The sequence below is a fragment of the Brevibacterium sp. OS20 genome (assembly GCF_056837565.1).
This window is the reverse complement of sequence record NZ_CM166367.1, coordinates 1,007,042-1,020,935: the sequence shown is the minus strand read 5'-3', so window position 1 is coordinate 1,020,935 and position 13,894 is coordinate 1,007,042. Positions and strand designations below refer to the sequence as shown.

The window sequence follows — 13,894 nt, the reverse complement described above, 5'->3', positions numbered from 1 at the left end:
ACAGATTAAGGAACATCGATGAGCAGCAAGGACACCCCGGCGATCCGCCAGTCCAAGGGCGGCGTGCAGTCCGTCGAACGCGCGTTCGGACTGCTTGAGTGCATCGCTAACTCCGCAGGATCGGCGACGCTGAGCCATATCGCCGCGGACGTCAATCTGCCCCTGCCGACGATCCATCGTCTGCTCAACACCCTGGTCAACCTCGGTGTGGTCCGTCAGCTGCCCGACCGCGGCTATGCGCTCGGGCCCGGGCTGGTGCGACTCGGCGATATCGCCGGCTCCCAGCTCGGTGCCGTCGCCCGCCCTTATCTGCGCGAGCTCGTCGCCGAGCTCGGGGAGTCGGCGAATGTGGCGACGATGGACGGAGACATGGTGGTCTACGTCGATCAGGTCGCCTCCGAACGCCAGATGAGGATGTTCACCGAGGTGGGACGCCGTGCCCATATGCATGCCACCGGGGTCGGCAAGGCCATTCTCGCGGGGCTCGAGTCCGAGCAGGTCCGGCATATCGCCGCCACCGCCGGCATGCCCACCCCCACGGAATACAGCATCGGGACGATCGAAGACCTCGAGGCCGAGCTGGGCCGCATCCGTGAGCGCGGCTATGCCATCGACGAGCAGGAGCAGGAGCTCGGCGTGCGCTGCTTCGCCATGGCTATCCCGGACTCCCCCGCTCCTTTGGCGATCTCCGTATCGGGTCCGATCAGCCGCGTCGACCAGTCGTTCGCCGATCGCGCCGTGCCCCTGCTCAAAGACGCGGCCGCCCGCATCTCCGCAGAGATGCAGAGCGGCCGCTGACTCTGGCTTCAGCTCCCGGACCGGGTCAGGAGTCTCCGCCGGCCGTTCCCGAGGTGCCGGCGTTGACGTCGTTCAGACGATAACGTCGAGCCGCCTCGGCGGGAATGGATCCGTCGATCTCACCGCGCTTGGCAAGCAGCTGCAGGGTGCGCACGACCATCGAGTGCGCGTCGATCTTGAAGTGCCTGCGCGCGGCGGCGCGGGTGTCGGAGAAGCCGAACCCGTCGGCGCCGAGCGTCGCGAAATCGTGGTCCAGGTACGGCCGAATGAGATCCGGCTGGGTGGAGTCGAAGTCGCTCGTGGCCACGATCGGGCCAGGCTGACCCTCCAGCTTCTGACGCACGTACGGGACGCGGTCGGCCGACTCGGTGCCGTCGGCGGCGCTGAGCTCCGCGGCTTCGCATTCGAGGCCGTCGCGGCGCAGCTGCGCCCATGAGGTCACTGACCACACGGCGGCATCGACGCCCCAGTCGGCGGCGAGCAGGTCCCGGGCCTCGAGAGCCCAGGGCACGGCCACACCGGAGGCGAGCAGCTGCGCTTGCGGACGGTCGCCGGGGGCCGCCTCGGCGACGCGGTGGATGCCCTTGAGGATGCCCTCGACGTCGACGTCCTCCGGTTCGGCCGGCTGGAGCATCGGCTCGTTGTACACGGTGAGGTAGTACATGACGTTGCGCTCGTCCTCGCCGAGGTCGTGCTCTCCGTACATGCGATGCAGACCGTCGCGGACGATGTGCCCGATCTCGTAGCCGAAGGCCGGATCATAGACGCGCACGGCCGGGTTCGTGGCCGCGAGCACCGGGGAATGTCCGTCGGCGTGCTGCAGGCCTTCCCCGGTCAGGGTCGTGCGTCCGGCGGTGGCGCCGATGATGAACCCGCGGGTCATCTGGTCGCCGGCGGCCCAGAAGGCGTCACCGGTGCGCTGGAATCCGAACATCGAGTAGAACACGTAGATCGGGATCATCGGTTCGCCGTGGGTGGAGTACGCGGTTCCCGCGGCGGTGAATCCGGCCGCGGCACCGGCCTCGTTGATGCCCACGTGGAGGAGCTGACCGCTGGTGGCTTCCTTGTACGAGAGGAACATCTCGCGGTCGACGGCGAGGTAGTTCTGCCCGTTCGGGTTGTAGATCTTCGCGGTCGGGAAGAACGCGTCGATGCCGAAGGTGCGGGCCTCATCGGGGATGATGGGCACGATCCGCTCGCCCAGCCCCTTTTCTCGCATGAGGTCCTTGAGCAGCCGGACGAAGGCCATCGTCGAGGCGGCCATCTGCTGCCCCGAGCCCTTCTTCGTCTGTGCGAACGCCTTGTCGCTGGGCGCGGGCAGGGTGATCTTGTTGTGCTCGGGTTTGCGTGCCGGCAGGAATCCGCCGAGCTGACGCCGACGGTCGAGCATGTACTGGATCGCGTCGTCGTCCTTGCCCGGGTGGTAGTAGGGCACCGCGTACGGGTCCTCGTCGATGACCTTGTCGCTGATCGGGATGTCCATCCGATCGCGGAAGGCCTTGACGTCGTCGGCGGTGAACTTCTTCATCTGGTGCGTGGCGTTGCGGGACTCGAACGTCGTGCCCAGGCCGTAGCCCTTGACGGTCTGCACGAGGATGACGGTCGGCTTGCCCTTGGTGTTCACGGCCTTCTGGTAGGCGGCGAAGACCTTGTGATAGTCGTGGCCGCCGCGCTTGAGGTTCCAGATGTCGTCGTCGGAGAGGTGGTCGACGAGCCCCTTCGTCGCAGGTGTCCGGCCGAAGAAGTTGTCGCGGATGAATCCGCCGGATTCGGCCTTGAAGGTCTGGTAGTCACCGTCGAGGGTCTCGTTCATGATCTTCACGAGGTCGCCGGTGCGGTCCTTGGCCAGCAGGTCGTCCCATTCGCGGCCCCACAGCACCTTGATGACGTCCCAGCCGGCGCCGGTGAAGGTCGCTTCGAGCTCCTGGACGATCTTGCCGTTTCCGCGCACGGGTCCGTCGAGGCGCTGGAGGTTGCAGTTGATGACGAAGGTGAGGTTGTCCAGCCCTTCGTTCGCGGCCAGCTGCAGGGCGCCGCGCGATTCGGGTTCGTCCATCTCGCCGTCGCCGAGGAACGCCCACACCCGCTGATCCGAGGTGTCGGAGATGCCGCGGTTGTGGAGGTAGCGGTTCATCTGCGCCTGGTAGATCGCGTTGATCGGGCCCAGACCCATCGACACGGTCGGGAACTGCCAGAACTCCGGCATCAGCCGCGGGTGCGGATACGAGCTCAGTCCGTGCGGGGCACGTGAGACCTCCTGCCGGAACCCGTCGAGGTCGGCCTCGGTCAGGCGGCCCTCGAGGAACGCCCTGGCGTACATTCCCGGTGAGGCATGGCCCTGGAAGAAGACCTGATCGCCGCCGCCGGGGTGGTCCTGACCGCGGAAGAAGTTGTTGAATCCGATTTCGTAGAGCGTGGCGGCGCCGGCGTAGGTGGAGATGTGCCCGCCCACGGAGATCTCGGGCCGCTGCGCCCGATGGACGAGCATGGCGGCGTTCCACCGCAGCCATCTGCGGAAGCGGCGCTCGACCTTCTCCTCGCCGGGATAGAACGGTTCCTGGTCAACGGGGATGGTGTTGACGTAGTCAGTGGTGGTGACCTTGGGCTGGGCGACGGAGTTCGTGGCCGCGCGTGCACGCAGCGCCTCCATGATCTCGCCCGCGCGCTGGGTTCCGCGCGCGTCGACGAGCCCTTCCCAGGACTCGATCCATTCATCGACCTCTTCGTCGACGTGTCCCCTCGGACTCGCCGAGGTTGTGTCCTGTGTCATATCGGGGTTTCCTTCTCACGGGGTCCGGGCTCCCGGAACAGTACCCCGGGAGCCCGGAGATGGAAAGTCCTGTCTCAGCAGGTGATGTTCAGATCTCAGCAGAAGCCGGCGACCTGTGCCCATGCGTCCTTGTTCTCGTCGACGCCTTCACGGGTGAAGGTGGCTTCGATGAGGCCGTAGGGGCGGTCGGCGACGATGAAGACCTCGTTCGGGTTCTCGAGCCCGAAACGTTCGATGTCATAGAGGAAGTGGTGCTTGTTCGGGCAGGAGAAGCGGATCTCGTCGATCTCCGGCACAGCCTCGATGACCTTCTCGCCCATCTGGTACAGCGTGTGCTGCAGGGCGTGGGAGAAGTGATCGGTGAAGGAGTCGAGGATGATCTCCTTGACCTTGGTGTACACGGCTTCGAAGTCGAGGTCGGTGGTGTTGTAGATCCACCGGGTGGCGATATCGGTCGCGAGGATGCGGTCCTGGGTCTCCGGCAGGGTCGTGTACTTGTCCTTCGGGTAGCCGACGAAGCCCGACTCCGTGGTCTTGAGCACGGTGAGTCCGTTGAAGCCGGAGATCAGCGTGTCCTTGTCGCCGTCTCGGGTGAAGACGACGGTGCGGACCTCGGGAGCGGACTTGTAGAACGAGTGCTTGTGGTCGTTGATCCGGTCCCAGCCGTATTCTTCGGCTTCCCAGCGTCCGCCGGTGACCCAGTCGAAGCTTGAGGTGAAATGGTCGGCCAGGCCTATGAGGAACTGTTCGGGCGAGCTCACGCCCAACTCCTTGGCCTTCGCGAAGACCGTGTTCTTCTGGGTGTCGGTGGCGACGACGTGCTCGTTGTTGCCTTCGGTGTGAGCGGTCTCGAAGTCGCCCCACAGCTGTGAGGTGACATTGAGATCGCGGATCTCGTGGCGGTCGGTGTCGCGGTAGACCCGCATGAGTCGGTTTTCCGCCTTGCCGTACTGGTTCGATGTCAGTCGGACCTTGCTCATTTTCTTCCTCCAGTTCGTCGGCGTGCGCACCTGCACACGCCGTGACCATTCGATTGGCGAGGCCTGCCGGCAGTTCCCGGTCGGCTTCGGCGGTTTGTTGAGGATGGCGATCCTGCAGGGGGCCTGCTTCCCCTGTGAGCGATTGCGGGCGCGGCTCAGCTGCCGCGGTAGGTGCTGTAGGCGAAGGGGCTGAGCAGCAGGGGAATGTGATAGTGCTCCTGCCCGGCCTGGACGGTGAAGTCGATGGTGACCACGGGGTGGAAGTGATCGATCTCCCTGGCCGCGAAGTAGTCGCCGGTGCCGAAGACGATCCGGTAGTCCCCCGGCTCGAGGTGGTCGGGACCGAAGTCGGAGACTCGCCCGTTGTCGTCGGTGCGGGCCGAGACGATGGTCTCGGCCCCGGAGTAGAGAGTGACCTCGAGGTCGGCGGCGGGGGTGCCGACCATGGAGTCGAGCGCGTGGGCGGTGATGAAGCTCATGAGAGGATCCCTTCGAGTCTCAGTTCGGCGATCTGGATGAGCTGCTGCCCGACCTCGGCGGTCTCATCCTCGTCGGTGTTGTCCATGCGGCGCTGCAGTTCGGAGAGGATCTCCTCAGGGGTGCGACCGGCGGCGCGGATGAGGAAGACGCGGTCGAAGCGGTCTTCGTAGGCGGCGTTGCCCGCGGCCAGCTGGGACTGCACGTCTGCTTCCAAGGTGCCGAGTCCGGCCTGCTCACGGCTCGAATGGGCCGCCTCGGCGCTGTCGCCCTTCGCCTTCTCACCGATGCGCGGATGATGGGACATCGCCGCGTCGATCTCGGCGGTGGTCAGCGGTGCGGCGGCGCGGGACGCCGCCTCGGCGGAGTCGAGGTCGGCCAGGGGGCGGGCGTCGACGATCGCGTCGATCCACCGGTCGACGTCGAGGCAGGGACGCAGAATTCCGCGGGCATCATCGGCTGGGAGTCGGTTGAACTCGGCCAGGTCCACGGTGACCTCCTTGGCAGGCGCTGAATGACTTTCACCGTTCGGAATACCATTTCCGAACAACTGCTCCGAGTCTGCTGGGCGTCATCGGCAATGTCAAATTGCTCACACATTATTGTGGAAACTTTCTTCCGTATAGTGGATACTGTTCGTGTGGCAACCGCCGCACGCCCGGCCATCGACGATGAGGTTGAATGAGTGCATGAGCCTGACAACGACAGATCAGACCCCGTCAATCGTCTGCGCCCCTGACTCATTCAAGGGTTCGGCCTCCGCTCCGGCCGCCGCAGCCGCCATGGCCCGCGGAGCTCGAGCAGTCTTCCCCAGCGCACGAGTCACCGAACTGCCCTTCGCCGACGGCGGGGAGGGCACGCTCGACGCCCTGCTCGCCGTCTGGGGAACCCGGCCGCGCACCGTCGACACGGTCGATGCCCTGGGCAGGACCGCCTCGGCGGACTTCGGCCTCTCCCCCGACGGAAAGACCGCGGTCATCGAGGCGGCCCAAGCCAATGGCCTGCCGCAGGTCTCGGACGTGGAGCTGCGGCCCGAACGCGCCGACACCTATGGTGTCGGGCTCATCGCGACCGCGGCGCTCGACCTCGGCGTCGAGGAGATCCTGCTGTGCATCGGCGGCTCGGCGAGCACGGACGGCGGGACCGGAATATTGGCCGCCCTCGGCGCCCGCTTCACCGATGTCGCAGGTCAGCCGGTCGCCCCGGGCGGAGGCGGCCTGGCCGCGATCGCTGCGGTCGACACCTCGGGGCTGGACCGGCGGGCGACGGCCGTGCGGTGGCGCATCGCCGTCGACGTCGACAATCCGCTCACCGGGCCCCGCGGGGCCGCTGCGGTCTTCGGTCCGCAGAAAGGGGCGGACGCGGACTCGGTGGCCGTGCTCGATTCCGGACTCGCCCACTTGGCCGAGGTGCTCACCGGCACCTCTGCCGAGGCGAAAGACCTGGCGGCGACTCCGGGATTTGGGGCTGCCGGCGGGATTCCGTTGGCGCTGACGACGATGCTCGGCGCCGAGGTGGTTCCCGGATCGACGATGGTCGCCGAGGCCGTGGGCCTGTCCGAGGCCCTGGCCGGCGCTGATTTCGTGCTCACCGGAGAGGGGTCCTTCGATTCCCAATCCTTGGGCGGGAAGGTCGTCGCGGCCGTGCGGGACCATGCCCCCGCCTCGGCGAGGGTGATCGTCATCGCCGGTCGGGTCGGCCTGACCGCCGCGGAATGCCGGGATGCCGGGATCACGGCGGCGCTGTCGATCGCACCGGGACCGGCGGACCTCACCACCCTGTCCGAGCGCGCCGAAGCGCTCATCGAGGACACGGCCGCGCAGGCGTGCGCACTCAGCGCGCCGCTGGACGCACCATTTCAACGACGAAAGGACGCACCATGACCACGACCACTCAGACTCAGCTCACCGTCGGAGATATCGCTCCCGACTTCACGCTCACCGACGCCGAGGGGCGGACGGTGTCGAAGGCCGACTATGCCGGCCGCAGCGTCATCCTCTACTTCTACCCGAAGGCCGCATCGCCGGGGTGCACGACGGAGGCCTGCGACTTCCGGGACAACCTCTCGGCGCTGGCGGCCGCCGGCTTCGAGGTCCTCGGGGTCTCCCCCGATGACACCGAATCGCTCAAGGAGTTCGCCGCCGAGGAGGGGCTGACCTTCTCGCTGCTCTCCGACCCGGGTGCTGCGGTGGCGAAGGCCTACGGCAGCTATGGACAGAAGACGGTCGGCGAGCACACGTTCCAGGGCACCCAGCGCTCGACCTTCGTCATCGGCGCCGACGGCACGCTCACCCACGCCGAGTACAACGTCGACGCCCGCGGCCACGTGGCCCGCCTCCGCGAAGAGCTCAACGCCTGACCCCCCCCTAATTACTACCTGGCGGCGGCGGTGCCACCTCGCGCGAGGTGGCACCGCCGCCGCCACCTGCGTCTGGGAGCGTTTCCGGGCACTCAGTTCGTGCGCAGACGGGTGGCGAGCTCTCCGAGGATCCGCTCGAACGGAGCCGCGCGGAAGAGATCGCCGTATGTGAGCCGGATGATCGTGTACCCCCTGGCTTCGAGTGCGGCCTGACGCGCCTTCTCCGCGGCGATGCTCTCTTCCGGCGAACGTCCATTCATCGTGTACTTCTCCACGCCGTCGATCTCGATGATCAGACGGGCATCGTGATTGCAGAAGTCGACTCGGGCGACAACGCCTCCGGAGTGGTCGAAGAATTCGACTTGCGGTTCGAAGCCGATGATTCCGTGTTCGAAGAAGCGCACTGCTGCGATCGACTCCGACGGGGCTTCGCGCCTGCCATCAGTGAGGTCGAGGGCGCGCAGCACCGCCGCGTCCCCGCGTAGTTCGGGGCATTCGGCCAGCACAGCCTCGATGCGGAATCGCGCGGTGCGGCGTCGGCGGATCACCTCGTCAAGCATCGGCACCGACATATCGGGTCCGTAGTCGCGGGCGACGTCGATGAGCGTCCGTTCCATCGTCGTCACCGCATAGATGCCGACCATCTGGCGATGTGGTGACGGAACCTCTCTGTCCCGGACATAGAGGTGCTTGTACTTGCGGCTGATGTTGGGACGCAGCACCTCCACCCTGGACTCGGCCGGATAGGCGATCGGGAGGCCGTGGATGAGCGCCGCCGACAGATGCGAGAAGACCTCACGCCCCTTCGACACTCGCCACCGTCCAGAAGCGGTGTGGATCTTCTCAGCACGAGTCCGGATGAGTACGCGAAGACGCTCGATCTCATCACGCATGTCGCCGTGGTGGCCGAACTCCTCGAAGTCCTCTTCACTCAGTGCCGACCAGATCGGCTCATGTCGCGCGTCCGTGCAGGAGCCGGTGGCCACATACCGTCCTCGCGCTACGCGTTCGAGGCAGCACTTCTCCCCGCGCCGAATCTCGTCTTTGGTGAACCCGAGCCGATAGAGCTTCTGCGTCGTCATACTTAAGTACATGACACCAAACTGCACTCTTGACCTTCAAAAGACAATAACCGAGAGCAATCTGTGGATAACTTCTCCCCACAACTACCTGACGGCGGCCGTGCCACCTCGCGCGAGGTGGCACGGCCGCCGTCAGGTAGTAAATCAGCGGGCTTTGAGGAGGCGGCCTCCCGGGGTCTCGAAGTCGACCGGGGCCCCGCGCAGCACCGTCTGCGTGACCCGACCGCGGACGGTGCGGGTGTCGTAGGCGCTGATCTGGTTGCGATGCCAGAGCTCCGTCGCCCGCACGGTCCACTCGTCGTCGGGGGCGAAGACGGCGAAGTCCGCGTCATTGCCTTCGGCGATCGAACCCTTGCCTTCGACCCGAGCCACGGCCGCCGGTGCCGCGGACATCCAGCGGACCACCTCGGCGAGCTCGATTCCGCGCTTCGCGGCTTCGGTCCACACGAGCGAGAGTCCCAGCTGCAGCGACGAGATCCCACCCCACGCCGCACCGAAGTCGCCCGTGTCGAGCAGCTTCAGCTCGGCCGTCGAGGGCGAATGGTCGGAGACGATGCAGTCGATCGTGCCGTCGATGAGGCCCTGCCACAGCGCCTCCCGGTTCGATTCCTCGCGGATCGGCGGGCAGCACTTGTGCGTCGTCGCCCCATCCGGGATCTCCTCGGCGGTGAAGACGAGGTAGTGCGGGCAGGTCTCGACGGTGAGCTTGATGCCCTCGGCCTTGGCCGCAGCGATCTGATCGAGCGCATCCGCCGAGGACAGGTGCAGGATGTGCGCCCGGGCACCGGTCTCCCGAGCAGCGTCGATGACGCGGGCGATCGCGACGTTCTCGGCCTCGCGGGGGCGCGTGGCGAGGAAGTCAGCGAACTTCGGACCCGAGTTCTTCGGTGCCGAGGTCATCACCTCGTGGTCCTCGGCATGGACGATGAGCATTCCGTCGAAGGAGGCGATCTCGGCCATGTCCGCCTTCATCTCCGCCGGTTCCAGCGGCGGGAATTCCTCGACGCCGGAGTCCTCGAGGAAGCATTTGAACCCGTAGACTCCTGCCTCATGCAGGGGCCGCAGATCCGCGGTGTTGCCGGGGATCGCCCCGCCCCAGAAGCCGACGTCGACGAAGGCCTTGGGCTCGGCGACCGCCCGTTTCGTCTCCAGGGCTGCGACGTCGACCGTCGGTGGCAGCGAGTTCAGCGGCATGTCGACGATCGTCGTCACTCCCCCGGCCGCGGCCGCGCGGGTGGCGCTGGCGAAGCCCTCCCACTCGGCGCGACCGGGGTCGTTGACGTGGACGTGGGAGTCGACGAGACCGGGCAGCAGCACCTGATCATCCCCGATCTCGATGACTTTCACCTCCGCCGAGGCGTCCGTGCCCAGATCTTGTCCACCGCGGGCGATCTCGGCGATCTTCCCGTCCCTGACCCCGATCGTCACCGGTTCGATGCCCTCGGGCAGCAGAGCCTTCTCGGCATGGATGATCAGGTCGAAGTCGGCGTCGTTGCTCATGTTCCTCCTCGGTCGCCCGCCCCTGGGGGCCGGTGAATGCAGTTTCGGTATACCGTTCTAGCGTACTCGGCTCGGGCGGTTCGGCCCAGCCCTCCGGCGGGTTGGACCCTGCCTATTTCGCTGCAGCCAGTTCGCCCATCGGGCTCAGCGCCGTCGGAGCGTCGGCCGGGGTCTGGGCGAGCGTCTCGAACTCGTTGATCTGATCGAGGGCGGTTCCCATCGAGATGTTCGTGACGCGTTCGAGGATGACCTCGACGACCACGGGCACCTGGTGTTCATCCATGAGCTCCTTGGCCACGCGCAGGCCTTCGCCGATGAGTTCGGGGTCCTCGACCCGCAGCGCCTTGCACCCGAGCCCTTGGGCGACGGCCACATGGTCGACGCCGTAACCGGACGATGCGGAACCGGCGGTGTTGATGTTCTCGAAGGCCAGCGACACCTCGTAGTCCATCTCGAACCCGCGCTGGGACTGGCGGATGAGACCGAGGTAGGAGTTGTTGACGACGACGTGGACATAGGGGATCTGGTGCTGCGCACCGACGGCGAGCTCTTCGATCATGAACTGGAAGTCGTAGTCGCCCGACAGCGCCACGACGGTCTCGCCGGGCTTGCCCTTGGCCACACCGAGCGCGGCCGGTCCGGTCCAGCCCAGGGGTCCGGCCTGTCCCGCGTTGATCCAGTGCCGAGGTCGGTAGACATGCAGCATCTGGGCGCCGGCGATCTGGCTGAGCCCGATCGTCGAGACGTAGGTGACGTCGCGGCCGAAGGCCTGGTTCATCTCCTGGTAGACACGCTGGGGTTTGATCGGCACCTCGGTGAAGTTCGTCTTCCGGTGCTCGGTCGACTTCCGTGCCGTGCATTCGCTGGCCCAACCGGTGAAGTCCGGCAGCCCGCCCGACCGAGAGCGTGCGGCAGCCAGCAGTGCATCGAGGGCGGCTCCGGCGTCCGAGGCGACTCCGTAGTCGGGGGCGAAGACGCGTCCGATCTGGGTGGGTTCGACGTCGATGTGGACGAATTTCCGACCCTTGCGGTACACATCCAGATTCCCGGTGTGGCGATTGGCCCAGCGGTTGCCGATGCCGATGACGAGATCGGATTCGAGGAAGGACGCATTGCCGTAGCGCACGTGCGTCTGGATTCCGACCATGCCCGCGGCCAACGGGTGGTCATCGGGGATCACGCCCCAGCCCATGAGGGTCGGAGAGACCGGGATGGAGGTGAGTTCGGCGAATTCGACGAGCCTGGCGGCGGCGTCGGCGTTGATGATTCCACCGCCGGCGATGATGATCGGGTGCTCCGCCTCGGCGATGAGGTCGAGGATCTTCTCCGCCTGCGCCGCGGTGGCCGCGGGCTTGGCCGGGGTCAGCGGTTCGTAGGTGTCGATGTCGAAGTCGATCTCGGTCTGCTGCACGTCGATGGGCAGGTCGATGAGCACGGGTCCGGGCCGCGCCGAGCGCATGAGCTGGAACGCGGTCTGGAAGACACCGGGCACCTGCCCGGCTTCGAGCACCGTCTTGGCCATCTTCGTCACGGGCTTCGCGATCGAGGCGATGTCGACGGCCTGGAAGTCCTCCTTGTCGAGCACGGCGACGGGTGCCTGGCCGGTGATGCACAGGATCGGCTGGGAGTCTGCAGCCGCGGCGTAGAGTCCGGTGATCATGTCGGTGCCTGCCGGGCCCGAGGTGCCCAGGCAGACTCCGATGTTGCCCGGTGCCGAACGGGTGTATCCGTCGGCCATGTGGGAGGCTCCCTCGACGTGCCGGGCGAGGGTGTGGCGGATTCCGCCGTGGGCCTTCATCGCTGAGTAGAGCGGGTTGATCGCCGCCCCCGGCAGCCCGAAGGTCTCGGTGGCACCTTCCTTCTCGAGGATGAGCACAACGGCGTCGACTGCGCGCATGCGTGTCATTGTTCGTCCTTTGTTCGTGAGCCGGCGACGACGCTGTCGCCGGCTCGGTTCATGGTTGGGCGGGACCGTTGGTGTCGTTGGGCCGACGACCCCGCCCGGCTGGTGTGGCCTCGCCGAGGCGGTCGTTCAGTTCTCGTTCTTGCCGGAGAGGGCTTCGATGACGGTGAAGAGGCCCGAGTGATCGAGTCCTCCGTTGCCCTGCTGCACGGTTGCGGCGACGAGCTGGGCGACCGTGGCGCCGAGCGGGATCGCCACTCCCGCCTCGCGGGCGGCGGCGGTGACGATGCCCATGTCCTTGTGGTGGAGTTCGAGCCGGAATCCGGGGTCGAAGGAGCGGTCGAGCATCTTCTGCCCCTTCTGGTCGAGCACCTTGGATCCGGCCAGCCCGCCGCCGAGGACCTGCAGCGCCGCACCCGTTTCGACTCCATAGGCTTCGAGGAAGACGACGGCTTCGGCGAGGAGTCCGATATTGCCGGCGACCATGAGCTGGTTCGCGGCCTTGACGGTCTGGCCGGCTCCCGAGGGGCCGACGAGGACGATGGTCTTCCCGACGGCGTCGAAGACATCGGATACGGCGTCGAAGTCGGCCTGGTCGCCGCCGATCATGACGGAGAGGACACCGTCGATGGCTCCGGGCTCCCCTCCGGAGACGGGGGCATCGAGCGGTTTGAGGCCGGCGGCCTTGGCCTGTTCGGCCAGGTCCTTCGCGACATCGGGGCGGATGGTGGAGAAGTCGATCCAGGTGGCCCCGGCGGACGCGTGGGCGAGGATTCCGTCGTCGCCGGTGAGCACGGCTTCGACGTCGGGTGAGTCGGGAACCATGGTGATGATGACGTCGGCCCCGTCCACCGCCTCGGCGATGGTGGCGGCGGCACTGCCTCCCGCCTCGGCGAGGGCGTCGGCCTTGGCCGGGGTGCGGTTGAAGCCGCGGACGTCGAATCCGGCGTTTACGAGGTTCTTGGCCATGGGCAGGCCCATGATGCCGAGTCCGATGAAAGCGATGGTCTTGGACATGGTGGGGGTTTCCTTCGAGTCGTCGGTGGTGATGTTCAGGCGGTCTGGGCGGCGCGGTCGAGCCAGTCGAAGGCGGTCGCGCGGTCCTGTTTGTATTCGAGCGCCACGGCTCCGGTGTAGCCGAGCTCGTAGGCGCGGTCGATCCACTGGCGCAGCGGCAGCGACCCGGTTCCCGGTGCCCCGCGGCCGTCGGCGTCGGCGATCTGGATGTGGCCGAAGTTCGCGGCTTCGGCTTCGATGACGACCGCGACGTCGTCGCCGTTGACGTGCATGTGGTAGAAGTCGGCGAGCACGGCGATGTTCTCGGGTCCGTCGGCGCGGACCTGGGCGACCACCTCGGCGGCGTCGGCGTAGCGCTTGAGCGGGTAGGCCTCGGCTCCGGAGACGGGTTCGACGAGGACGGATCCGCCGATTTCGGCGACCTTGCCGGCGGCCAGCGCCAGGTTGGCGGCGGCGGTGGCGTCCTGAGCGGCCGGGTCCTGTCCGTCGGTGCGCAGACCGTAGAGCGCGTTGAAGGCGCGGCAGCCGGTGCGGCGGCCGATGTCGACGACGATGTCGACGTTCTTCGCGAAGTCCTCTTCGGCGCCGATGATCGAGACCATTCCGCGATCGCCTGCTGCCATGTTTCCGGCCCAGAAGTTCAGGCCTTTGAGGGCGACGCCTGCGGATTCGAGGGAGGCGATGAACTCATCGACCTCCGCCGAGGTGGGGCTCGGGTTCCCGTCGAAGGGCCACCAGAATTCGACGTCGTCGAAACCGGCGTCCTTCGCGGCCTGCGCGCGCTCGAGAACGGGCAGTTCGGTGAGCAGGGTCGAGCAGTTGAGGACGTAGCTGCCAGGTGAGGTGAAGTTCTGGGACATGGAGCTCTCCTTTGAGTTGCCGCTGTTTTCCGTATTGTGGAAGTGTGTTTCCATTCCGTGAAATCAGCATAAGTCGCCCTTGGAGCTCCCGTCAAGACCTGTCCCCCAGAACTACCTGACGGCGGCCCAGCAACCTCGCGCGAGGTTG

The 13,894-nt window shown here is 66.7% G+C and carries 12 protein-coding genes; 3 read left to right on the top strand and 9 right to left on the bottom strand.

The genetic code is table 11. The features are described from left to right. Window positions 1-18: 18 nt before the first annotated feature. Window positions 19-798, top strand: a complete 780-nt coding sequence (locus tag ACVZTU_RS04335; RefSeq protein WP_139907129.1) for an IclR family transcriptional regulator — start codon at window positions 19-21, stop codon at window positions 796-798. A 25-nt stretch (window positions 799-823) separates the two neighbouring features. Here ACVZTU_RS04335 and aceE read toward each other — a convergent pair whose 3' ends face one another. From aceE to uraD, 4 genes are all read right to left on the bottom strand, one after another. Beyond that, entirely contained in the window at window positions 824-3,568 is a 2,745-nt protein-coding gene (aceE, locus tag ACVZTU_RS04330; protein ID WP_482401498.1) for a pyruvate dehydrogenase (acetyl-transferring), homodimeric type, read from the bottom strand. Between the two features lie 95 nt (window positions 3,569-3,663). Continuing rightward, entirely contained in the window at window positions 3,664-4,548 is an 885-nt protein-coding gene (gene pucL, locus ACVZTU_RS04325) for a factor-independent urate hydroxylase (RefSeq protein ID WP_139469314.1), read from the bottom strand. Between the two features lie 155 nt (window positions 4,549-4,703). Then, a complete protein-coding gene (gene uraH / locus ACVZTU_RS04320) occupies window positions 4,704-5,027 on the bottom strand; it encodes a hydroxyisourate hydrolase (protein ID WP_172174149.1) in 324 nt (107 codons plus the stop codon). Next, entirely contained in the window at window positions 5,024-5,515 is a 492-nt protein-coding gene (gene uraD / locus ACVZTU_RS04315; protein WP_139469311.1) for a 2-oxo-4-hydroxy-4-carboxy-5-ureidoimidazoline decarboxylase, read from the bottom strand. Before uraD ends, uraH begins: the two co-directional genes overlap by 4 nt. Window positions 5,516-5,714: 199 nt before the next feature. Here uraD and ACVZTU_RS04310 point away from each other — a divergent pair, with 199 nt between their 5' ends. Both ACVZTU_RS04310 and bcp read left to right on the top strand, forming a co-directional pair. Next, window positions 5,715-6,908 (top strand): glycerate kinase, encoded by a 1,194-nt coding sequence (locus tag ACVZTU_RS04310; RefSeq protein WP_482401497.1) that lies wholly within the window; start codon window positions 5,715-5,717, stop codon window positions 6,906-6,908. Beyond that, window positions 6,905-7,384, top strand: a complete 480-nt coding sequence (gene bcp / locus ACVZTU_RS04305) for a thioredoxin-dependent thiol peroxidase (RefSeq protein ID WP_172174155.1) — start codon at window positions 6,905-6,907, stop codon at window positions 7,382-7,384. The genes ACVZTU_RS04310 and bcp overlap by 4 nt, the downstream gene beginning before the upstream one ends. A 92-nt stretch (window positions 7,385-7,476) precedes the next feature. Here bcp and ACVZTU_RS04300 read toward each other — a convergent pair whose 3' ends face one another. From ACVZTU_RS04300 to ACVZTU_RS04280, 5 genes are all read right to left on the bottom strand, one after another. Further along, complete coding sequence (locus tag ACVZTU_RS04300) at window positions 7,477-8,466, bottom strand: DUF559 domain-containing protein (protein WP_181270991.1); 990 nt, start codon at window positions 8,464-8,466, stop codon at window positions 7,477-7,479. Between the two features lie 144 nt (window positions 8,467-8,610). Next, a complete protein-coding gene (gene allB / locus ACVZTU_RS04295; protein WP_482401496.1) occupies window positions 8,611-9,966 on the bottom strand; it encodes an allantoinase AllB in 1,356 nt (451 codons plus the stop codon). A 112-nt stretch (window positions 9,967-10,078) separates the two neighbouring features. Next, a complete protein-coding gene (gene gcl / locus ACVZTU_RS04290; RefSeq protein ID WP_482401495.1) occupies window positions 10,079-11,872 on the bottom strand; it encodes a glyoxylate carboligase in 1,794 nt (597 codons plus the stop codon). A gap of 126 nt (window positions 11,873-11,998) precedes the next feature. Then, a complete protein-coding gene (locus tag ACVZTU_RS04285) occupies window positions 11,999-12,886 on the bottom strand; it encodes a 2-hydroxy-3-oxopropionate reductase (protein WP_139469302.1) in 888 nt (295 codons plus the stop codon). 35 nt (window positions 12,887-12,921) lie between these two features. Then, on the bottom strand, window positions 12,922-13,746 hold the full coding sequence (locus ACVZTU_RS04280) for a hydroxypyruvate isomerase family protein (RefSeq protein ID WP_139469300.1): 825 nt from the start codon (window positions 13,744-13,746) through the stop codon (window positions 12,922-12,924). Window positions 13,747-13,894 lie beyond the last annotated feature (148 nt).

Coding starts and splice junctions, on each gene's coding strand:
- ACVZTU_RS04335 (WP_139907129.1), top strand. CDS start 19: ATGAGCAGCAAGGACACCCCGGCGATCCGCCAGTCCAAGGGCGGCGTG.
- aceE (WP_482401498.1), bottom strand. CDS start 3,568: ATGACACAGGACACAACCTCGGCGAGTCCGAGGGGACACGTCGACGAA.
- pucL (WP_139469314.1), bottom strand. CDS start 4,548: ATGAGCAAGGTCCGACTGACATCGAACCAGTACGGCAAGGCGGAAAAC.
- uraH (WP_172174149.1), bottom strand. CDS start 5,027: ATGAGCTTCATCACCGCCCACGCGCTCGACTCCATGGTCGGCACCCCC.
- ACVZTU_RS04310 (WP_482401497.1), top strand. CDS start 5,715: ATGAGCCTGACAACGACAGATCAGACCCCGTCAATCGTCTGCGCCCCT.
- bcp (WP_172174155.1), top strand. CDS start 6,905: ATGACCACGACCACTCAGACTCAGCTCACCGTCGGAGATATCGCTCCC.
- ACVZTU_RS04300 (WP_181270991.1), bottom strand. CDS start 8,466: ATGACGACGCAGAAGCTCTATCGGCTCGGGTTCACCAAAGACGAGATT.
- allB (WP_482401496.1), bottom strand. CDS start 9,966: ATGAGCAACGACGCCGACTTCGACCTGATCATCCATGCCGAGAAGGCT.
- gcl (WP_482401495.1), bottom strand. CDS start 11,872: ATGACACGCATGCGCGCAGTCGACGCCGTTGTGCTCATCCTCGAGAAG.
- ACVZTU_RS04285 (WP_139469302.1), bottom strand. CDS start 12,886: ATGTCCAAGACCATCGCTTTCATCGGACTCGGCATCATGGGCCTGCCC.
- ACVZTU_RS04280 (WP_139469300.1), bottom strand. CDS start 13,746: ATGTCCCAGAACTTCACCTCACCTGGCAGCTACGTCCTCAACTGCTCG.